Annotated in this window: 18 protein-coding genes, 1 tRNA gene and 1 pseudogene; 10 read left to right on the forward strand and 10 right to left on the reverse strand. The window is 67.3% G+C overall.

What is annotated here, in order from left to right; genetic code table 11:
• A pseudogene (locus A5757_RS23380) lies at positions 1-783 on the forward strand (prolipoprotein diacylglyceryl transferase); the annotation flags it as partial.
• A gap of 50 nt (positions 784-833) precedes the next feature.
• On the opposite strand, the gene A5757_RS05380 reads toward A5757_RS23380, so the two are convergent.
• Both A5757_RS05380 and A5757_RS05385 read right to left on the reverse strand, forming a co-directional pair.
• Complete coding sequence (locus tag A5757_RS05380) at positions 834-1505, reverse strand: response regulator (RefSeq protein WP_066829778.1); 672 nt, start codon at positions 1503-1505, stop codon at positions 834-836.
• On the reverse strand, positions 1498-3126 hold the full coding sequence (locus tag A5757_RS05385; RefSeq protein WP_082929328.1) for a sensor histidine kinase: 1629 nt from the start codon (positions 3124-3126) through the stop codon (positions 1498-1500). Before A5757_RS05385 ends, A5757_RS05380 begins: the two co-directional genes overlap by 8 nt.
• A gap of 121 nt (positions 3127-3247) precedes the next feature.
• On the opposite strand from A5757_RS05385, the gene A5757_RS05390 reads away from it, so the two are divergent.
• The 4 genes from A5757_RS05390 to A5757_RS05405 are packed head-to-tail and all read left to right on the forward strand — an operon-like array spanning position 3248 to position 6615.
• On the forward strand, positions 3248-4183 hold the full coding sequence (locus A5757_RS05390) for a tripartite tricarboxylate transporter substrate binding protein (RefSeq protein ID WP_197497275.1): 936 nt from the start codon (positions 3248-3250) through the stop codon (positions 4181-4183).
• Complete coding sequence (locus tag A5757_RS05395; protein WP_066829784.1) at positions 4180-4686, forward strand: tripartite tricarboxylate transporter TctB family protein; 507 nt, start codon at positions 4180-4182, stop codon at positions 4684-4686. Before A5757_RS05390 ends, A5757_RS05395 begins: the two co-directional genes overlap by 4 nt.
• Before the next feature lies 1 nt (position 4687).
• Positions 4688-6229 carry a tripartite tricarboxylate transporter permease gene (locus tag A5757_RS05400; protein WP_066829788.1) on the forward strand — a complete coding sequence of 514 codons (1542 nt, stop codon included), beginning with the start codon at positions 4688-4690 and terminating at the stop codon, positions 6227-6229.
• Entirely contained in the window at positions 6226-6615 is a 390-nt protein-coding gene (locus tag A5757_RS05405) for a universal stress protein (RefSeq protein WP_066829791.1), read from the forward strand. Before A5757_RS05400 ends, A5757_RS05405 begins: the two co-directional genes overlap by 4 nt.
• A 3-nt stretch (positions 6616-6618) precedes the next feature.
• On the opposite strand, the gene A5757_RS05410 is transcribed toward A5757_RS05405, so the two are convergent.
• Genes A5757_RS05410 through A5757_RS05425 form a run of 4 tightly spaced genes read right to left on the reverse strand, consistent with a single transcriptional unit; the run spans position 6619 to position 10491 of the window.
• Complete coding sequence (locus A5757_RS05410) at positions 6619-7293, reverse strand: sensor domain-containing protein (protein WP_066829794.1); 675 nt, start codon at positions 7291-7293, stop codon at positions 6619-6621.
• 53 nt (positions 7294-7346) lie between these two features.
• A complete protein-coding gene (locus A5757_RS05415) occupies positions 7347-7676 on the reverse strand; it encodes a Rieske 2Fe-2S domain-containing protein (protein ID WP_066829797.1) in 330 nt (109 codons plus the stop codon).
• A complete protein-coding gene (gene nirB / locus A5757_RS05420; RefSeq protein ID WP_082929330.1) occupies positions 7673-10138 on the reverse strand; it encodes a nitrite reductase large subunit NirB in 2466 nt (821 codons plus the stop codon). The genes A5757_RS05415 and nirB overlap by 4 nt, the downstream gene beginning before the upstream one ends.
• Positions 10138-10491: a molybdopterin oxidoreductase gene (locus A5757_RS05425; protein ID WP_066829803.1), complete on the reverse strand. Its 354-nt coding sequence runs from the start codon at positions 10489-10491 to the stop codon at positions 10138-10140. The genes nirB and A5757_RS05425 overlap by 1 nt, the downstream gene beginning before the upstream one ends.
• A 173-nt stretch (positions 10492-10664) precedes the next feature.
• Here A5757_RS05425 and A5757_RS05430 point away from each other — a divergent pair, with 173 nt between their 5' ends.
• Both A5757_RS05430 and A5757_RS22675 read left to right on the forward strand, forming a co-directional pair.
• Positions 10665-14639: a bifunctional nitrate reductase/sulfite reductase flavoprotein subunit alpha gene (locus A5757_RS05430; RefSeq protein ID WP_066829806.1), complete on the forward strand. Its 3975-nt coding sequence runs from the start codon at positions 10665-10667 to the stop codon at positions 14637-14639.
• A 432-nt stretch (positions 14640-15071) separates the two neighbouring features.
• Positions 15072-16010: a DUF2510 domain-containing protein gene (locus tag A5757_RS22675; RefSeq protein ID WP_197497265.1), complete on the forward strand. Its 939-nt coding sequence runs from the start codon at positions 15072-15074 to the stop codon at positions 16008-16010.
• 338 nt (positions 16011-16348) lie between these two features.
• Here the strand turns inward: A5757_RS22675 and A5757_RS05440 are convergent.
• Positions 16349-16434: transfer RNA gene (locus A5757_RS05440), tRNA-Leu, on the reverse strand.
• A gap of 76 nt (positions 16435-16510) precedes the next feature.
• Here A5757_RS05440 and A5757_RS05445 point away from each other — a divergent pair.
• A complete protein-coding gene (locus A5757_RS05445; RefSeq protein WP_066829811.1) occupies positions 16511-17854 on the forward strand; it encodes a M20/M25/M40 family metallo-hydrolase in 1344 nt (447 codons plus the stop codon).
• Between the two features lie 29 nt (positions 17855-17883).
• Positions 17884-18432, forward strand: a complete 549-nt coding sequence (locus A5757_RS05450; RefSeq protein ID WP_066829812.1) for a YbhB/YbcL family Raf kinase inhibitor-like protein — start codon at positions 17884-17886, stop codon at positions 18430-18432.
• Here the strand turns inward: A5757_RS05450 and A5757_RS05455 are convergent.
• Genes A5757_RS05455 through A5757_RS05465 form a run of 3 tightly spaced genes read right to left on the reverse strand, consistent with a single transcriptional unit; the run spans position 18429 to position 20730 of the window.
• Complete coding sequence (locus tag A5757_RS05455) at positions 18429-19499, reverse strand: quinone-dependent dihydroorotate dehydrogenase (RefSeq protein WP_066829814.1); 1071 nt, start codon at positions 19497-19499, stop codon at positions 18429-18431. The two genes, A5757_RS05450 and A5757_RS05455, sit on opposite strands and share 4 nt — an antisense overlap.
• Positions 19496-19747 carry a DUF5703 family protein gene (locus A5757_RS05460; protein WP_066829817.1) on the reverse strand — a complete coding sequence of 84 codons (252 nt, stop codon included), beginning with the start codon at positions 19745-19747 and terminating at the stop codon, positions 19496-19498. The genes A5757_RS05455 and A5757_RS05460 overlap by 4 nt, the downstream gene beginning before the upstream one ends.
• The gene (locus A5757_RS05465; RefSeq protein WP_066829820.1) at positions 19744-20730 is read right to left on the reverse strand and encodes a YncE family protein; all 987 of its coding nucleotides are present in this window, start codon (positions 20728-20730) and stop codon (positions 19744-19746) included. The genes A5757_RS05460 and A5757_RS05465 overlap by 4 nt, the downstream gene beginning before the upstream one ends.
• Before the next feature lie 178 nt (positions 20731-20908).
• Between A5757_RS05465 and A5757_RS05470 the strand changes: the two genes are divergently transcribed.
• A complete protein-coding gene (locus A5757_RS05470) occupies positions 20909-21220 on the forward strand; it encodes a hypothetical protein (protein WP_066829822.1) in 312 nt (103 codons plus the stop codon).
• The last annotated feature ends 8 nt before the right edge of the window (positions 21221-21228 follow it).

Here is a 21228-nt window from a genome sequence, read left to right on the forward strand (position 1 = left end):
GAGTCTGCGGAAGAGGCCCACGAGGCTGCGGTCGAGCGTGCTGAGGAGGCCGACGCCGTCGCGGAAGAAGTCGCCGCTGGGGACGCCGCCGAGCCGGTGGGCGAGGTGCCCGAGGTGGCCGCCGAGCCGTCCACGGCGCCTGGTGATGTCGAGGGCGACGAAGCGGTGGCCGCTGAGGAGTCTGCGGAAGAGGCCCACGAGGCTGCGGTCGAGCGTACTGAGGAGGCCGACGCCGTCGCGGAAGAAGTCGCCGCTGACGATGCCGAGGGTGAGGAAGCGGCAGCCGCTGAGGAGTCTGCAGACGAGCCGGTGGGCGAGGTCCCCGAGGTGGCCGCCGAGCCGTCCACCGCGCCTGGTGATGTCGAGGGCGATGAAGCGGTGGCAGTCGAGGAGTCAGCGGAAGAGGCCCACGAGGCTGCGGTTGAGCGTGCCGAAGAGGCCGACGCCGTTGCGGAGGAAGTCGCCGCTGACGATGCCGAGGGTGAGGAACCGGCAGCCGCTGAGGAGTCTGCAGACGAGCCGGTGGGCGAGGTCCCCGAGGTGGCCGCCGAGTCGACCACCGCGCCCGGCGACGTCGAAGGCGACGAGGCGGTGGCAGTCGAGGAGTCAGCGGAAGAAGCGCACGCGGCTGCGGTTGAGCGTGCCGAGGAGGCCGACGCCGTTGCGCAAGAGGCAGTCGCCGAAGAAGCCACGCCGCCTCGCAAAACCCCCTCGGCGGCCGACGACACGACCGCCCTGCCGCTCAGCTTCCGAAGCAAGTGGTGGCGTCGTCGCCGTAAATAGTTGGTCACAGTGGTGCGCAGCGGATCACCGCTGACCGCGGCAAGCCGCCTCTAGCCGCGCGCGCGGTAGCGGCGCTCAGGCCGACCCACGCCGCCATACTGCAGCCGCAATTCGAGTTCGCCGCTGTTCAGGTAGTGCTCGAGGTACCGACGTGCACTCACCCGTGAAATGCCGACCAGCTCAGCGCATTCCGCCGCCGAAACCTCGCCCGCCTCCCGAACCGCGTCCAGGACCAGGCGCCCGGTCTCCGCACCGAGACCCTTCGGCAGCACCGTAGCGCGGGCGCCGGCGCCGGGACGTCCGAAGAGCGCATCGATGAGGGTCTGGTCGGCACCCTGCGCGGACTCCAGCGCGTCGGCGCGGGCGGCGAACGTCTCCAGTTTGGTTCGCAGCTGCGGGAATTCGAACGGTTTGATCAGATAGTCCGCCGCGCCGCCATCCAGTGCGACACTCACCGTGTCCAACTCTCGCGCGGCGGTGATCATGATGACGCCCACCCGGTCACCCGACGATCGCAGGCGCTGCAGCACCTCGAGCCCCGTCATATCCGGCAGGTACACATCCAGCAGAATCAGCTGTGGTTGCAGGTCCCGCGCGGCCAGCAGCGCGTCCGCCCCCGTCCTCGCCACCCCGACCGCACGGAACCCGTCGACGCGGTCGACGAAGCGGCGATGTATGTCGGCGACCCGGAAATCGTCGTCGACCACCAGCACGTCACGCATGGGCCGCCACCCGGGTCGACGGCAGATGCACCGCGAACACCGCCCCGCCGCCCGGCCGGTCCGACACCTCGACGGTTCCGCCGTGCTGCGCCGTCACCAACCGCACTAACGCCAGCCCGATTCCTCGCCCTCCCGGCACCGACGACTTCGACGTCACTCCCCGGGCGAAGATGGCTTCCCGAAGATGTTCCGGCACACCGGGCCCCGTGTCCGACACCGTGATCGCCAACCCGTCCGCATCGGAGATGCCGACCACCACCCGGGCTGCGCCAGTGCCCACCGAGACGTCCACCGCGTTGTCGATCAGATTGCCCAACAACGTGATCACGTCCGTGGCCAGTGCCGGCTCCAGCGCACCCAAACGCGACGTGTCCGCCACCTCCAACGTCACGCCGCTCTCGGCCGCCAGCGTCGTCTTGGCGATCAGCAGCGCCGCCACCGCCGGATCGGCGATCCGCTGCGTCACCGCGTCGCTGATCGCCGCCCGCTGCCGCGTCAATTCACCCACCAGATCCCGGACCGCGTCGTACTCCTCCAACTGCACCAGCCCGGAAATCGTGTGCAGCTGGTTGGCGAACTCGTGCGTCTGCGCCCGCAGCGTGTCGGTCACGCTCTTGTGCGACGACAACTGCGCCTGCAGCGCCGCCAACTCCGTGCTGTCCCGCATCGTGGTGACCGTACCGATCTGCTCTTCACCGCTGGACGCCGCGCGCCGATTGAGCGCCAATACTCGGGCCCGCGTCGCGATCACCACATCCCGCCCGTCCTCACCCGAGAGCAGGAAATCGACGACTGCAGGATCCAGGCCCACCGCGTCGACCGGGCGGCCGACCGCCGACCCCGGAAGGTCGAGCAGTTCCTGTGCACTGTCGTTGAGCAGGGTGATCACCCCGTGGGTGTTCACCGCGACCACACCCTCACGGATGCTGTGCAGCAGCGCTTCTCGATGGTCGGCCAGACCCGCGATCTCCGCCACCTCCAGCCCCCGGGTGTGCCGTTTGATCCGCCGCGACAACAGCCACGACGCCAGCATTCCCAGCGCCGCGCCCAGCCCGAGATACACCAGCAACCGTTCGCCCGCGCCGCTGAGCAACTCCCACACCGACGGATAGCCCTCGCTGACCGACGCGATCGCCAGCACCTCACCCCGGGGCGACAGCACCGGAACCTGCCCGATCAGGCTGTGCACGCCGCCGATGTCCTCGTCACCGAACCATGCTCGCCCCTCGTCGGCACGCGATGTCAGCAGATTGACCCGCTGACCCACACGTGACGGTTCCGACGAGACCCGCACCACCCCGGTGGGGTCGAGGATCTCGGCGAGATCAGCCCCCGACAGCGCCACCGCGCGATCCACCTCCGGCGCCAGCAGTCGCGCGGCGAATGGATCGTCGAACCGGTCCCGCACGATCGGTGTCGACGCCACGTTCTCGGCAACGGCGATCATGCGCTGGCCGCGGACATCGCGGAACTCGCGGGTCGACTGCGTCACCGACACCGCCCCCACGGCCAGCAGCACGACCGCGACCACCAGGAGCTGGAAGACCAGGAACTGGCCCGCCAGGCTGCGACGGCTGAACACCCGTGAACTCAACGACCACAACCTTCTTTGCGTTCGAATGGGTGACTTGCGTCACTGTCGGTGTCCAGTATTGCTGAGAACCACACTGCGGCGATGGGGGACGACGGTGCACCGACTACGAGCCGGCTCGGCGAAGGCGCTGGCCCTCGCCCTGGCGGCCATGCTGCTCATCAGCGCCTGCGGCGTCACCCGCGGCGACGAATCGCAAGGGCTGCACCGTCTTCGCATGATGGTGCCCAACAGCCCCGGCGGCGGCTACGACCTCACCGCCCGCACCGCGGTGAAGATCATGGAGGACGACGACATCACCGGCCGCATCGAGGTGTTCAACGTCATCGGTGCCGGCGGCACCGTCGCAATGGCCCGGCTGATGAACGAGCGCGGCAACGACGACCTGATGATGACGATGGGCCTCGGCGTGGTCGGCGCCACCTACACCAACGGATCCGACATCAAGGCCTCTGACGCCACCGCGCTCGCCAAGCTGATCGAGGATCCCGGCGCGATCTTCGTGCCCGCCGACTCACCGCTGCGGACCGTGCAGGACTTCGTCGCGGCGTGGAAGGCGGACCCCGCGAGCGTGACGATCGGCGGCGGTTCATCCCCGGGCGGCCCGGACCATCTGTTCCCGATGGAGACCGCCGAAGCGGTGGGTGTTGATCCGAAACAGGTCAACTTCATCACCTACGACGGCGGGGGTGACCTGCTGACCGCGCTGCTCGGGAAGAAGGTCACCGTGGGCACCTCGAGCCCCGGGGAATTCATCGACCAGATCGATTCCGGCCAGCTGCGCGTGCTGGCCGTGTCCAGCGACGAGCGCGTGCCCGGCGTGGACGCTCCGACGCTTCAGGAGTCGGGCATCGACCTCACCTTCGTCAACTGGCGCGGCGTGCTCGCCCCACCCGGCATCTCCGACGACGCAAAGCAGGCCATGGTCGCTGCGCTCGAAGAGATGCACAGCACCCAGGGCTGGAAGGACGCGTTGGCCAAGAACGGCTGGACCGACGCGTTCCTGACCGGCCCCGCCTTCGAACAGTTCCTCAAAGACCAAGACAACCGGGTCTCCTCGACCCTGACCGAACTGGGGTTGGTGTGAGCATCACCGAGGAGAAGAAGCGCGTCGACAAGGCGCAGTACCTGGTCTGTGTGGTTCTGGTGGTGGTCGGCGCCTTCTTGATCGTCGACGCGCTGCGCCTCACCGCGGGGTTCGCCAAGGTAGACCCGGTCGGGCCGAAGATCTTCCCCGTGGCGATCGGCGTCGTGCTGATCCTGCTGGCGATCACGCTGGCGGTGGTGATCCCGCGGGGCTCGGTGGGGGAGGCCGACGCCGGCGAAGACGTCGACCCCGACGCCCCCAGTGACTGGCGCACCGTCGGCATGCTCGTCGGGCTGTTCGTCGCGCTGATCCTGCTCGTCGAACCGCTCGGCTGGGTGATCATGGCGACGGTGCTGTTCGCCGGCGCCGCGACCATCCTCGGTAGCCGGCACTACGTGCGCAACGTCGTGATCGGCGCGGCGATCTCGCTCCTCAGCTTCTACGCCTTCTACTCAGGGCTCGGAATCCCGCTGCCCGCAGGCATTCTCGACGGGATCCTCTGACATGAACAACTTCGACTGGTTGATGCAGGGCTTCGCCGAGGCCGCCACCCCGATGAACCTGCTGTACGCGGTGATCGGCGTGCTGCTCGGCACCGCCGTCGGCGTGCTGCCCGGCATCGGCCCCGCGATGACGGTGGCACTGCTGCTCCCGGTGACCTACAACGTCAGCCCCAGCGCGGCGTTCATCATGTTCGCCGGCATCTTCTACGGCGGCATGTACGGCGGTTCGACGACGTCGATCCTGCTGAACACCCCGGGCGAATCGTCATCGGTGATCACCGCGATCGAGGGCAACAAGATGGCCAAAGCCGGCCGCGCCGCCCAGGCGCTGGCCACCGCGGCGATCGGCAGCTTCGTCGCCGGGGTGATCGGCACCGCGCTGTTGGCGGCATTCGCCCCACCGATCAGTAGATTCGCCGTCACCCTCGGCGCCCCGTCGTACCTGGCGATCATGGTGTTCGCGCTCGTGGCGGTCACCGCTGTGTTGGGTGCGTCGAAGCTGCGCGGTGCGATCTCGCTGTTCCTCGGCCTGGCCATCGGCGTCGTGGGCATCGACTTCCTCACCGGGCAGCCGCGCGCCACCTTCGGGATCCCGCAGCTGTCCGACGGTATCGACATCGTCGTGATCGCGGTCGCCATCTTCGCCGTCGGTGAAGCCCTCTGGGTCGCAGCGCATCTGCGGCGTCGTCCGGCCGACATCATCCCGGTGGGCCGGCCCTGGATGAGCCGCAGCGACTTCGGCCGGTCCTGGAAGCCGTGGCTGCGCGGCACCGCCTACGGTTTCCCGTTCGGCGCCCTGCCCGCGGGCGGCGCGGAACTGCCGACGTTTCTGAGCTACATCACCGAGAAACGGCTCTCCAAGCACAAAGACGAATTCGGCAAAGGCGCGATCGAAGGCGTCGCGGGCCCCGAGGCGGCAAACAACGCGTCGGCCGCGGGCACCCTGGTGCCGATGCTGTCGCTGGGCCTGCCCACCAACGCCACTGCCGCGGTGATGCTGACCGCCTTCGTCTCCTACGGCATTCAGCCGGGTCCGACGCTGTTCGAGAAGGAGCCGCTGCTGATCTGGACGTTGATCGCAAGCCTGTTCATCGGCAACCTGTTGCTCCTGCTGCTCAACCTGCCGCTGGCGCCGCTGTGGGCCAAGCTGCTGCGCACCCCGAGGCCGTACCTTTACGCCGGCATCCTGTTCTTCGCGGCGCTGGGCGCGCTCGCCGTCAACATCCAACCGCTCGACCTCGCGCTGCTGCTGCTGTTCGGCCTGCTCGGCCTGATGATGCGGCGGTTCGGGTTGCCGGTGCTACCCCTGATCATCGGGGTGATCCTGGGCCCGCGGGTGGAACGTCAACTGCGCCAGAGCCTTCAGCTCGGCGGCGGGGACTGGACGAGCCTGTTCACCGAGCCGGTCGCGATCATCACCTACGTGCTGATGATCATCCTGCTGATCATGCCGTTGGTCCTGAAACTGATGCACCGCAGCGAGGAGACCCTGCTGATCGTCGAGGACGACCGGGACCAGATGGAGAAGGCGGCCAGGAAATGATAGTCGTCGGTTACAGCGCGGACCGGTTCGGCAGGGCCGCCCTCGAACACGGCATCGAGGAGGCTCGGCGGCGCGGTACGACATTGGTGGTGATCAACTCCACCAGCGGTGAGTCCTACGTCGATCGGCACTTCGCCGACCGCAACGAGGTGCACGACGTCGAGCAGCACCTGCAGGAGTGCGGTGTCGAGTTCGAGCTGACGCAGCCGGTCGGGGTGGACACCGCCGACGAACTGCTCCGCGCGATGGACCGCCCCGACGCCGAACTGCTCGTCATCGGCATCCGGGACCGCAACCCGGTCGGAAAGCTGTTGCTGGGCAGTGTGTCTCAGCGACTGCTGCTCGAATGCCCGAAGCCGGTACTGGCGGTCAAGCCGGCCGAGTAGCGCTCACCACTGCGCGAGCACCTTCTGCCCGATCTGCTCTGCGACCCGCACCGCCGAATCACCCGGATCGTGCGTGCAGGTGTTGACGTCGACGATGACGTTGTTGCGTAGCGCCAGCGCACGCCCGCACCCCCAGCCGGGAGCCTTGGCGTCCGCCATGGTGGCCGTGGTGCTCAAGATGCCGTCGACGTTGGAGATCTCGTTGACGCTCCACTGCGACCCGCTCTGGGTGTGGCTGTAGTCGTGGCAGGCGGGCCACTGCTCGACCGACTTCACGAAGAACTCCTCGGCCTTCTCGATGTAGGGGAACAGCACCACCGCCTGCTTGACGTAGTGGGTGAAATCGTTGCCGTTGTTGAGGCTCTCGTCGCGAGCAGCGACGAAGCCGCTGTCCGCGTAGACAAGTGATTCCGCGGCGGCGTCGATCGCCAGACATTCGATGGGCTCCATGATCTGGCTGCTGTCGCTCATCGTGGTCTGCGCCGAGGTGACGGTCATCGGTGTGGAACCCATCGTCGCCGCCACCTCCTCAGCGCTGAGCAGCAGCTTGGGCAGCTCACGCTCGACCAGCGGGCGCGGCACCATCGATCGAGTGGATTCACTCGACGTGGCGTTACTGGTGGTCGCGCACCCGGCGACCAACACGCAGATGCCCGCGATGACGACTGAATGACGCATGCGTGCATGGTGCAACATCACGGGCGACGGAAAAAGAGTCGCCTTCGGCGTGTCTAGATCACAATCGACGGGTGTTCTGATAACACGATCGTGATCCGGCCGTCGACGATCTCCGCACGGTGCGAGCGCACTGAAAGATCAGCGCCGCCGGCCTCATCACCCGTGCACAGGTTGAACGTGTGCCCGTGCAGCGGGCACACCACGACGATCCCGTCGGCCAGACCGTCGGCGAGCGGCCCGCCACGGTGCGGGCACACCGCGTCCACCGCGCGCAGGGTGCCGTCGCGCAATCGGAACACCGCGATCTGCTCGCCGTGCACGACGTAGGTGCGGCCCTCGCCGACCGGGATCTCGTCGACCGCGCCGACGTCCACCGCGTTCATCGCACAGGCACCTGGGGGAGCGGCAGCAACGGCAGCGACGGCCGGAACTGCCCGTCGGTCACCGGCTCGCGTCCGTCGGCCCAGGGATCACGATAGGCGGCAACCGATTTCGCCATCCGCGCATCCAGCCCCTCGGCGTCGTCGGCGATTGCGGCGCGGATCTGCTCGACCCCGATCCGCGGGACAAACGCATATGTGCGCTCCAACCAATTCGCGTTCTCGCGGTAGTACTGCAGGAACCGGCCGGTCTGGGTCATCACCTCCTCGGGAGAGTCGACGGTGGCCAGCAGATCGCCTTTGCGGACATGCGCACCGGCCGCGCCGCCGACGTAGATCTCCCAGCGGCCACCGTCCACCGCGACCACCCCGAGGTCCTTGCACAGCGCCTCGGCGCAGTTGCGGGGGCAACCCGTCACGGCCAACTTCATCTTCGCCGGGCTCGCCAACCCCTGGTAGCGCTCCTCGATCGCGATGCCGAGCGCCGTGGAGTCACCCACGCCGTATCGGCAGAAGTCGCTGCCTACACAGGTTTTGACAGTGCGGAAACTCTTGCCGTAGGCGTAGCCCGACGGCATGTCCAGATCCGCCCACACTTTCGGCAGGTCTTCTTTGCGTACGCCGAGCAGGTCGATGCGCTGACCGCCGGTCAATTTGATCATCGGAATCGCGTACTTGTCGGCGACGTCGGCGATGCGGCGCAACTGCCACGGGTTGGTGACACCGCCCTTCATCTGGGGGACCACGGAGAAGGTGCCGTCACGCTGGATGTTGGCGTGCACCCGGTCGTTGATGAACCGGGCGTCGCGCTCGTCGACAAACTCGTCGGCCCACATCGTCTCCAGCAGTGACGCCAGCGCCATCTTGGATCCGGCGTCCTCCCTGCCGTCGGGGGCCAATGCGGCGAACACCGACGACACCGAATGCAGCCCTAGGTCACGGATGTGACGCATCAGCGTCGGCTTGTCGTAGGGGATACCCGGCACGTACCAGGACGCCGACGGATCTTCAGTCACGGCGCCGTCGGCCGCCCATTCGACGATCTGGCCGACCAGTTCCTTACACGAGCCGCACCCCTTGCCCGCCTTCGTCTTCGCCATCACCCCGGCCACCGAGGTCTCCCCATCGCGCACACACCCCGTGAGCGTGCCCTTCGAGACGCCGTTGCAGTTGCACACCTGCGCGTCGTCAGCCAGTTCCGCGACCCCCACCCCGACGTCGGGCGTGCCGATGTCGAACATCAGCGACACCCGTTCCTCGGGCAGCGGCAACCCGGTGTCGAACGCCTGGGTGAGAAACGACACCTTGCTGACGTCACCGAGAAGCGTTGCGCCGACCAGCTTGCCGTCCCGGATGACGATCGTCTTGTAGACGCCGTGGCGGGGCTCGGAGTACTGCACGAACTCGTCGTCGGGCAGTTCCGGCGCCTTGAGACCCATGGAGGCGACGTCGACGCCGGCCACCTTGAGCTTCGTGGCCGTCCGCGATCCGTGATACGTCGCGGCAGGATCGACGCGGGTCAGGTGATCGGCCAGCACCCCGGCCTGTTCCCACAGCGGAGCGACCAGCCCGTAAACCTGCCCGCGGTGCTGCGCGCACTCGCCCACCACGTAGATGTAGTCGTCGTCGATCGAGCGCATGTGGTCATCGACGACGATGGCCCGCTCGACGGTCAGACCCGCCCGCCGCGCCAAGCCGACGTTGGGCCGGATGCCCGCCGCGATCACCAACATGTCGCATGCGATGGTCTCGCCGTCGTCGAAGACGATGCCGGTCATTTGTCCCGCCGGATCGGTGCGCACCTCGGTGGTTCGCTTCTGGATGTGCACCGTGATGCCGAGGTCCTCCACCGACCGCCGCAGAATGCGGCCCGCAGTGTCGTCGAGTTGGGCGTTCATCAGCACCGGTCCGGCGTGCACGACGTCGACGGTCAGACCCCGGTTCTGCAGGCCGCGTGCGGCTTCCAGCCCGAGCAGGCCGCCGCCGATTACGACGGCCCTGGTGCGGTGCTCGGCCTCGTGGATCATGCCCAGACAGTCGCCGAGGGTGCGGAACCCGAACACGCCGTCGGTCAGGGTCTTGTCATCGGCCCACAGACCCGTCATCGGCGGAAAGAACGACCGGCTGCCCGTCGCGAGGATGAGATCGTCGTAGCGGGTGGTCGAGCCGTCGTCGGCCTGCACCAGCCGCGCGTAGCGGTCGATGCGCACCACCCGCACGCCGGCGCGCAGATCGATGCCGTTCTCGGTGTACCAGTCAAGGGAATTGAGATAGATCTCGCCGGCGTCGGTTTCGATGTCCTGGCTGCCCGCCAGCACATTGGACAGCAGGATCCGGTTGTAGTTGCCATAGGGTTCGTCGCCGAAGACGATGATCTCGAACTGCTCCGCACCGCCGCGCGCAAGGATCTCCTCGATGGCGCGGACGCCGGCCATCCCGTTGCCCACCACGACCAGGGTGCGCATCAGACCTCCACCAGTCCGAGGTCAACGACCACCGTGCCGGTACAACCGGCCGGTGCGGCGACGAACAGTTCCAGGATGGTGTCTCCGAGCAGATCCTCGACCACCCGCAGGGCCACGTGGGTGGCGCCCTTGGCTGCGATGGGGAAGTACCGCATCGGTTTGCCGTCCCGGAACAGCACGACGGTGATCATGTCGTCGGTCGAGTTGCCGCCGCGGAAGTACACGGGCTGGGTCACCGCACCTGGCGGGACCCGGTAGCGCAGCGATTCATCGATCAGCAACGGTTTCTCCAGGCCGTTGCCCTCGAACTCGAAGGGACCCTGCAGGAATCGGGGGACGCTGCCGTCGCTCATGCTTCGCTGAAGTTAGGCGGAGTTTGTTTCCTCGCGGTTTCCCCGGCGAGTCCAGCGTGATTCCGTCTCATTCCGCACCCTCACCGCCGCCCGCCAGGTCAGGTGAGCACCCGTTTTCCTCCCGATAACCTCGGGGGAAACCAACCGGAACAGGCCCCGCCGACCATGGCGACATGGCGGTGACCAGGACTGCGTGCTCGTACTGCGGTGTCGGTTGCGGTATCGAGGTGCAGACTGACGGGCCGGTGATCGCCCGGGTTTCCGGGGACAGACTGCACCCCACCAACTTCGGAAGGCTGTGCACCAAGGGTGCCACCCACGCCGAGATGATGCGGGCCGACGAGGGCAGGCTCGAGTCCGCGCTGCTGCGCCCCGCCCGGGGCGACGAACCGGTGCCGGTGCCCGTGGACGACGCGATCGCCGAGGCCGGCAGGCGGCTGCGGGCGATCGTCGACAAGCACGGGCCGGATGCGGTCGCGCTCTACGTCTCCGGTCAGATGTCGCTCGAATCGCAGTACCTGGCAACCAAACTCGCGAAAGGTTTCCTGCGCACCAAGTACATGGAGTCCAATTCGCGGCTGTGTATGGCCAGCGCGGGCACCGGCTACAAACAATCGCTCGGCTCTGACGGGCCGCCGGGTTCCTACACCGACTTCGACCTGACCAACCTGTTCTTCGTGATCGGGTCGAACATGGCCGACTGCCACCCGATCCTGTACCTGCGGATGGTCGACCAGCTCAAGGCGGGCGCGAAGCTGATCGTCGTCGATCCCCGCCGCACCGCCACCGCGGACCGGGCCGACCTCTTTTTGCAGATCAAACCCGGCACCGACCTCGCCCTGCTCAACGGGCTGCTGCACCTGCTGGTCGAGAACGGCGACGTCGACGAGCGGTTCATCGCCGAACACACCCAGGGTTGGGAGCAGATGCCGGTCTTCCTGGCCGACTACCCGCCCGCAAAGGTCTCCGAGATCACCGGCATCAGCGAATCCGACATCCGGCTGGCCGCGGCGATGATCGCCGAGGCGGGCGACTGGATGACGTGCTGGGCGGTGGGGATGAACCAGAGCACACACGGCACGTGGAACACCAACGCGATCTGCAACCTGCACCTGGCGACGGGGGCGATCTGTCGGCCCGGCAGCGGACCGATGTCACTGACCGGGCAGCCCAACGCCATGGGCGGTCGCGAGATGGGTTACATGGGGCCGGGTCTGCCCGGGCAGCGGGCGGTGACCTCCGACGACGACCGGGCGTTCGTCGAGCGGCAGTGGGGTCTGGACCCCGGCACCATTCGCACCGACTTCGGTCCCGGCGCGGTCGACATGTTCGAACGCCTCGCCGCCGGCGAGATCAAGGCGTGCTGGATCATCTGCACCAATCCCGTGGCCACCATGCCGAACCGCAAGACCACGATCGCCGGCCTGGAGGCCGCCGAACTCGTCATCACCCAGGACACCTACCGCGACAACGCCACCAACCGCTACGCCGACATCGTGTTGCCCGCCACGCTGTGGGCCGAGTCCGATGCGGTCATGGTGAATTCGGACCGCACCATGACGCTGCTGCAGCAGTCGATCCCGCCCGCCGGGCAGGCCCGCCCCGACTGGCGGCTGATCTGCGACATCGCCGCCCAACTCGGCTTCGGTGAACACTTCAGCTACCGGGACAGCGCCGAGATCTTCGACGAGCTCCGGGAATTCACGAACCTGCGGACCGGGTGGGATCTGCGCGGCGCGAGCTACGACCGGCTCCGCGAGACACCGTTGCAGTGGCCAGTGCCGCCCGACAATCTGCCCGGTGGTGCCGACGACCGGCATCCGATCCGCTATCTGAACGACGGTGTCAGCCAACACCTGTTCATCAACGAGGACGGCGACCGGCCTCGGCTGGCGTTCGCCACACCGTCGCGGCGGGCCGTCTTCTTCCCCCGTCCGCACGTCGACGCCGCCGAACTGCCCGACGGCGACTATCCGTTCGTGCTGAACACCGGTCGACTGCAACACCAGTGGCACACCATGACCAAGACCGGCCGCGTCGACAAGCTCAACAAGCTCAACGGCGGACCGTTCGTCGAGCTGCACCCCGTGGATGCGGTCGCTCTCGAGATCGTCGACGGTGACCAGCTGGAGTTGACGTCGCGACGCGGACGGGCGGTGCTTCCAGCCGTCGTCAGCGACCGCGTGCGGCCGGGCAACTGTTTCGTGCCGTTCCACTGGAACGACGAACACGGCGAGTATCTGGCCGTCAACGCGCTGACCAACGACGCCGTCGATCCCGACTCACTGCAACCCGAGTTCAAGGTGTGCGCGGTCAGCCTGCGTCCGGTCCGTCCGCGCAGCTCCGGGGTGACCCGCAAGCCGTCGTTCTCCGAGGACGAGAAGCTCTACCTGGCAGGCTTTTTCAGCGGGATCGGCACCCAACCCGTCGGTGTTCCGGTCCTGCCCCCGACCGCCCCGGTCCGCGACGAGGTGCGGTTGTGGATCGACGGCACGCTGGCGGGCCGCTACTCCCGCGCCGACGCCGCCGAACCCGCCCGCCCCAGCGCGGCGACCGCGGACGGACCGTTGGTGGTGTGGGCCTCCCAGACGGGCAACGCCGAGGAGATGGCGGGGCGGGTCGCCGAAAAGGTCGGTGCCGCACAGGTACTGAACATGGATGACGCTGCGCTGAGCGACCTCGCCGGGCGCGACGTGCTGGTGGTCACCAGTACCTTCGGCGACGGCGGCCCGCCGGACAACGGCGCGGATTTCTGGTCGCGCCTGGAATCGGCGGAGGCACCCGCCCTGGACGGCGTCCGCTACGCGGTGCTCGGTATCGGTGACCGTTCTTACGACGACTTCTGCGGCCACGCGCGCGCACTGGACGACCGGTTCGCCGCGCTCGGCGCCACCCGACTGCGCGACCGGCAGGAGTGCGAGGCCTACGACGACGAACCGATGGCCCGCTGGGTCGACGACGTCGCGGTGCTGGTCGCCGGCCTGGGCGCGGGTAGCGGCGCCGCCACCCTCACCCGCCCGGCAACGAGCAAGGAGGCCGAACCGTTCACTCGCGCCAAACCGGTGCTTGCGCCACTGGTGCGCAACGTGGTGCTCAGCGCGCCGACGTCGGCAAAAGAGGTGCGCCAGTTCGGATTCGACATCTCCGAGCACGGGGTGTCGTACTCGGTGGGGGACTCCCTCGGCGTGTTCGCCCGCAATGATCCCGCGGTGGTCGACGCGTGGCTCGACGCGACAGGCTTGCGCGGAGACCAGGTCATCGAGGTTGACGGTGAAGCGCGGCCGCTGCACGACGCGCTGGCGACCTGCTACGACATCCGGCGCATCACCCCGGACCTGTTGCGCTTCGTGGCCGAACACAGCCGCGACGCCCGGGAACTGCGCGCCCCGACGAAGAAGCTCGACGCCTGGCTGAGCCGGCGCGACGGTATCGACATCGTGCGGCAGTTCGCCGTGCACGCCGGTCCGCACGAGTGGCAGCAGGTGCTGGTGCGGCTGACGCCGCGCAACTACTCGATCTCGTCGTCCCCGCTCGTGTCACCGCACGAGGTGCAGCTGACCACGGCGGTGGTCCGTTACCGCGGCGCCGACGGCGGCAGCCGCGGCGGCGTCTGCTCGACCTATCTGGCGGATCGGGCGGAGGGGGCGCCGGTGCCGGTGTTCCTGCAGCGCACACCCCACTTCCGGCCGCCGCAGGACCCCGCCACGCCGATGATCATGGTGGGACCCGGCACGGGGATAGCCCCGTTCCGGGGGTTTCTACAGGAGCGGCGCGCACTCGGCCACCGGGGACGTAACTGGTTGTTCTTCGGGGATCGGCACCGCAGTGAGCACTTCTACTACCGCGACGACCTCGAGCAGATGGTCCACGACGGCTTCCTGAACCGGCTCGACGTCGCGTTCTCCCGCGATCAGCGCGACCGGGTGTACGTCCAGCACAAGATGACCGACTACGGGGCCGAAATGTGGAGCTGGCTCGAGGACGGCGCCCATCTGTACGTCTGCGGTGACGCGACGAAGATGGCCAGGGACGTCGACGCGGCCCTCACCGCGATCATCAGGACCCACGGCCGGCTGTCGGAAGAGGCGGCACGCGACTACAAGCGCCGGCTGGTGGGGGAGAAACGCTACGTGCGGGACGTCTACTGACGTGTTCTGAAGGGGTGTCCGAGGGGGGACTTGAACCCCCACGGAGCTGGTGGGTATCGGCTTGAAAGTACGCTCTCACCGCGATTGAAGAACGCCGAGTTGGTCTAGCGGAAGTAGTTAAATGGTTTGTCATACCGATTACCAGCTTCAAGGAAACACGCGTCTCCGATCAGGCTCGGCCGTTCCAGAGAACTGGCCCAACCCCCGCATTCCATCTGCTTCGATGCAACTATAAAGCCGTTAAAGGCGAGGCACGCGGCGCTGTAAATCGCGAGTTGGTTCGAATATGACTGTCGCGGAGCAGCACAGCTGTTTGAACGGGGAGTGATTGTTATGCGGGGGACTTATCGGCTTTGGAGTCGCGACAGAGGCGACTGGTGCAGTTTCGACATTGTCGGTGAAAAATCCTACGGCGCTACTATCCGCGAGCTCATGCCGCAGGACTACACCGGTAAGGGCACCGAGGTCACCCGTGACTTTGAGTTGATCCCCGAACCCGACAACCGCCACGACCCCTGGGCCATTTCCGTACGGGCTGACGGACGAACGGTGGGGTACCTCCCACGCGAGCACTGCCGCACATTAGCGACTGTAGTCCGACGAGTTGTCGCGTCTGGGTTCACTCCCATCGTCCCAGGCAGGATTTACGCATACGACGCTAGCGACTGGGAAAATTGGGACGGATACGGCGATCCTCCGAGGGACTTCGCGGCGAAGGTCCAGCTCAAACTCGGCGAACCGCATGCGTTGCTACCCATCAATGATCCGCCGCCGGTTCCTCATACGCTGTTGCCACGGTCGGCGATCGTGCAAGTGACGAAGGAGGACCAGCACACCGCCGCTCTGTTGAAGCATGTCCCTCCAAGCGGGTACGGCCTGCTTTTCGTCACGCTCCATGAGGATGCGACGGGCGCGAAGACTCTGGTCGAGGTGCGCATCGACGGCGAGCGCGTCGGTCAACTGACGCCACAGATGAGTCAACGATTCCTGCCTTTGCTTCGACACCTTGAGTCGCGTGGGCTCGTGACGGCCTGCTGGGGAGACATCACGGGGTCGGCGGTGGCTGCGGAGGTCCGCATCGATGCGGTCAAGGCCAACGAGGCTGACAAAGCAGTACTCGATGGCCCGCCGGTCACGGTTCCGCGTTTGGTTGCCTGTCAGAGCGATCCGACTGGGTATGACTTAAGCGGGGTAACTGCAGAGGTACAGCCAGCCGCCCAATATTCCGATACTGGGGGACGGCATCGTCGTCTGGTGGCTCCGGCGCCATTGCCGCCAGCTGGATGGTACGAGGATGCACGCGTTCCGAGTCTGATTCGATATTGGAATGGCGATGCTTGGACTGACCATGTCGCTCCGAAGGCCCGATGACGGCCTGCGGAGCTGGGCGAGGCCGTCGGAGCCGCGAAGTGTTTCGATCCGCGCGAAGCGCTCCAGACCGTCGTCAGAGCAAAAATGCCCGAAGGACCGTCCGTTCTGCGGCACCCAAGCGAGGAGTCTGGCGGTCGGCCACTTCTGGCGCACACATTCCGGATCAAAGGCTTTAACCGGGGAAACTTCAGCGTCCGTTTGCGGGATCCATGGGAACTTACTGGACACAGACCTTGATGGCGTCAACCCAGTCGGCTACGACTTCCGGGGATCAATTACGCCCAGCGCCCGGTCGGTCGCCGTCTAGCAGCCATCAGCTGCGTTTGCGTAGATGTCTGTGTCCGAGGGGGGACTTGAACCCCCACGCCCGTTAATAGGGCACTAGCACCTCAAGCTAGCGCGTCTGCCATTCCGCCACTCGGACCCGACCCGCGTTCCCGCGGGCAGCTAAGGCTATCGGATCACGCTACGCAGATCCAAAACGCCCACACCTGGTACGAATGAGACTTGTGACCGCACCCCTCGATCCCGTCGCCGAGGTCGTCGATCTCGTCAGCGCCCTCATCCGGTTCGACACCTCGAACACCGGCGACCCCGCGACGACCAAGGGGGAGGGCGAGTGTGCCCGCTGGGTGCAGGAGCAGCTCGAAGAGGTCGGCTACGAGTGCGAATACCTCGAGGCCGGCGCCCCCAACCGCGGCAATGTGTTCGCCCGGCTGCCCGGCGCGGACCCGTCCCGCGGCGCCCTGATGATCCACGGCCACCTCGACGTCGTGCCCGCGGAACCGGCCGACTGGAGCGTGCACCCCTTCTCCGGGGCCGTGCATGACGGCTACGTGTGGGGTCGCGGCGCGGTCGACATGAAGGACATGTGCGGGATGATGATCGCCGTCGCCCGCCACTTCAAACGCGCGGGCATCGTCCCGCCCCGTGATCTGGTGTGGGCGTTCGTCTCCGACGAGGAGCACGGCGGCACCTACGGCGCGCACTGGCTGGTCGACAACCGGCCCGACCTGTTCGACGGCGTCACCGAAGCGATCGGTGAGGTCGGCGGCTTCTCGCTGACCGTGCCGCGCCGCGACGGCGGAGAGCGCCGCCTGTATCTGATCGAGACTGCCGAGAAGGGTCTGTCGTGGATGCGGCTGACCGCCCGTGGCCGCGCCGGCCACGGCTCGATGGTGCACGACGACAACGCGGTCACCGCGGTCGCTGAGGCGGTCGCCAAACTGGGCCGCCACGAGTTCCCGCTGGTACTGACCGACACCGTGGAGCAGTTCCTGACGACGGTCGCCGAGGAGACCGGATACTCCTTCGACGTCGACTCCCCGGATCTGGACGGCACGATCGCCAAACTCGGCGGAATCGCCCGCATCGTCGGCGCCACGCTGCGCGACACCGCCAACCCGACGATGCTCAAGGCCGGGTACAAGGCCAACGTGATTCCGCAGACGGCCGAGGCGATGATCGACTGCCGCGTGCTGCCCGGTCGCAAGGCCGCATTCGAGCGGGAGGTCGATGCGCTGATCGGCCCCGACGTGGTGCGCTCGTGGGAGCGTGACCTGCCGTCGTACGAGACGACGTTCGACGGCGATCTGGTCGACCAGATGAACGCCTCACTGCTGGCGTTGGACCCCGACGCCCGCACGGTGCCCTACATGCTCTCCGGAGGCACCGACGCGAAGTCGTTCCAGCGGTTGGGTATTCGTTGCTTCGGGTTCATCCCGCTGCGGTTGCCGCCCGATCTGGACTTCGCCGCGCTGTTCCACGGTATCGACGAGCGAGTGCCCGTCGATGCGCTCGAATTCGGTGTGCAGGTTCTGCAACACTTCCTCGAGCACTGCTGAGCGACATCACCCTCACGCGAAAGGACATCATGGCCGCCGCACCGTTCCGGTACGACCCGTACGAATTCCTCCCCGAGTTGCCCACGTTCACCGTGACCTCCGAGTCGTTCACCGACGGCCAAGCGTGGAGCAACGAACAGGTCAGTGGGCTGATGGGCGCCGGTGGCCAGGACGTCTCCCCGCAGCTGTCCTGGTCCGGTTTCCCGGAGGAGACGCGCAGCTTCGCCGTCACCGTCTACGACCCCGACGCCCCGACCGGGTCGGGATTCTGGCACTGGGCGGTGTTCAACCTGCCCGCCACGGTCACCGAGTTGCCCGCCGGCGTCGGCGACGGCAGCGCCAAGGGCTTCCCCGGTGACGCGGTCACGCTGGCCAACGACGCCGGTATGAAGCGCTTCATCGGCGCGGCTCCGCCGCCGGGACACGGCGCGCACCGCTACATCGTCGCCGTGCATGCGGTCGACGTCGAGAAGCTCGACATCCCCGAGGACGCCACCCCGGCGTACCTGGGATTCAACCTGTTCAGCCACGCCATCGCCCGTGCGTTGATCACCGGCACCTACGAGCAGCAGGGTTAGCGGCGGACTTCCGAGCCGACCGCGTCCGCGAGTGAGCTGAACCCGCCGTCGCGCAGGCGGCGGGCCAGCCCGTCGTGGATCTGCTTGGCCCACAAGCCGCCGCCGTAGACGAAACCGGTGTAACCCTGCAGCAGCGACGCGCCGGCGATGATGCGCTGCCACGCGTCGTCCGGCGTCTCGATACCGCCGACGCTGATCAGCACCAGCCGGTCGCCGACGCGGCGGTACAACCGGCGCAGCACCTCCAGCGACCGGTCGGCCACCGGTGCCCCGGACACCCCACCGGCGCCCAGCTCGGCGACACCGGGCGTGGCCAGACCCTCGCGGGAGATGGTGGTGTTGGTCGCGACGATGCCGACCAACCCCAATTCGACTGCCAGATCAGCGATCTCGTCGACATCGGCATCCGACAAATCCGGTGCGATCTTGACCAGCACCGGTGTCGCGGTCTGGGCGCGCACCGCGGACAGGATCGGGCGCAGCGACTCCACCGCCTGCAGATCGCGCAGCCCGGGAGTATTTGGCGAGCTGACGTTCACGACGACGAAGTCGGCGAACGGACCCAGTTGGCGGGCGCTGTCGGCGTAGTCGGTGACCGCGTCCTCGGGTGCCGTGGTCTTCGTCTTGCCGATGTTCACGCCGATGGGTCCGTCGCCGCGGTGACGGGTGAGCCGTTCGGCGAGCCGTGCGGCTCCCTCGTTGTTGAACCCCATCCGGTTGAGCAGTGCCCGGTCATCGGGGAGCCGGAACAGCCGCGGTTGCGGATTGCCCGGTTGCGGTCGCGCGGTGACGGTGCCGACCTCGGCGTATCCGAAACCCAGTGCGGGCCAGGTGTGCAGGCCTTTGCCGTTCTTGTCGAATCCGGCAGCCAATCCGAGTGGGCCGGGGAACCGCACCCCGAAGACGGTGCTGGAGAGAACGGGATCGCGGGGGGCGAGCCACCGGGCCAGTTCCCGCCGCAGGAGCGGCACCGCGGTGACGGCGCGCAGCACGGCGAATACCCAGGTGTGGATCCGTTCGGGGGAGACGAGGAACAGCAACCGCCGCAGCGCGGAGTATGCAGTCACTGGCTCGGTTGCTCCATGATCCTCGACGTCTTGCGGCGGCGCAGCAGCACGCGTCTGCTGCCGTCGGTGTAGGCCCGCACCCGGGTCAGTTCCCAACCCCGGTATTCGGCTTCGATGGAGAGCCGGAGCGACGCGGTGACCCGGGTGACGTCCGGCGGCAGCCGCAACGGCACCCACTCGTAGTCGTCGGACTCCTCGGCGACCTGCTTGTCCCAGGCGGCGGGCATCCGTCCCCGCATCGCGCTCATCTTGACACCGCCGCGTCGGGGATGACCTGCACGCCCGCGCCGGAACCCGACACTACATAGAGCGTGCCGGAAGCCTCGTCATAGGCGAGGGAGTTGGGTTGTCGCACGGTGGGGTGACGCACTTTCTCGACGGGGATGCCGGTGGCCAGATCGTAGCCAATGACGGTGTTCGTCGCCGTCTGTGACACCCAGGCAAGTTGCTCGGAGGCGGCCAGCCCGTACGGCGCACCCGGCACCGGATAGCGCTGCCGCATGATCAGCGGGTCTGTGCCGAACACCAGCAGTTCGCCGCCACGGGTATCGGCGACGAGCACACGTCCCATCGGATCGGCGGCCATCGTGGTGGCGCCGTCGCCGGCGCGCAGCGCCTGTGCGGCCTTCGTCCCCCCGGCGTCGACGGTGGTCACGGAGGTCTGGCCGCGGTCCAGCACAACCGTCGTGTCGCCCTGAGCCACCAGTGCGTCGACCCGCGCGAAGATCGCGAGCGACGCGCCCACGGTGTCCCGCGCATCCAGGGTCAGCACGGCGCCGTCGGCGGTGCCGAGTACCAGTCGACCGTCCGTGTGCCGGGCGATCGCGGTGAATTCGGTGTCGGACTGACCGACGACGTCCACCCGTTCGACGCTGCCGGCGAGTGGATCGACGACGAGATAGCCGCCGCGTGTCGACAGGTAGAGGTGTCCGTCGCCGACCGTCATCGCCGTCACCTCACCGGGGGTCAGCACCGTGCGCGGCGCGGACGTGGTGGGAAACAGCGCCACCGCCGACTGCCCCTCGGGGCCGGGCGTCAAGACGGCGAGCGTTCCGGTGGCCTCGTCCAGCAGTACGTTGTGGGCGCCCGTTGCGATCGGCCAAATGGTTCCCGGCGGCTCGCCGGTGACCGGCGGCGACGCCGCGGGCTGCGCTGCGGGGATCGTCGGCGGTGGCGGGTTGACCGGGTTGGACGAGCAGGCAACCAGCGCGGTTATTGCCACCGCTGTCAAACCGAGACGAAACGGCAGGAAAAAGATGTTTGAGATCCGGGGCAAGGGGTAGCTCTCGCTTTGTGCGCAGTTATTCGGCAGTTTTCCGGCAGGCGAACTGCCAGTGTATGCGGATTTGGACAGACCAATTGTCCGCTTATCACCACCCAACGTCCGTAACCGAAGGTATGGTGAGGCTATGACGCTCGTCACCGACCAAGGCCTGAGCCATGGAGCGTTCGAGTTCGAGGACATCTCCACCGGTGTACACGCCAGCGGATACGGACAGGTCGGCGACGGTCGCACCTTCTCCTTCCACGTCGAGCGTCAATTGCTTGTGATCGAGGTCTACCACCCGCGGCTGACGCGGCCGGTGCCCGAGCCCGATGACGTGGTCGCTGTCGCGACCCGTCGGCTCACCGACTTCGACATCACCGATGAGCGCAGTCTGGCCGCCGCCGTGCGGGACGCGGTCGCCGATGCGCAACCCGTGACACGCCCCGGCCGCTGACGCCCGGT

Origin of the sequence: Mycobacterium sp. 852013-51886_SCH5428379, assembly GCF_001665575.1 — a bacterium.
Taxonomy (GTDB): domain Bacteria; phylum Actinomycetota; class Actinomycetes; order Mycobacteriales; family Mycobacteriaceae; genus Mycobacterium.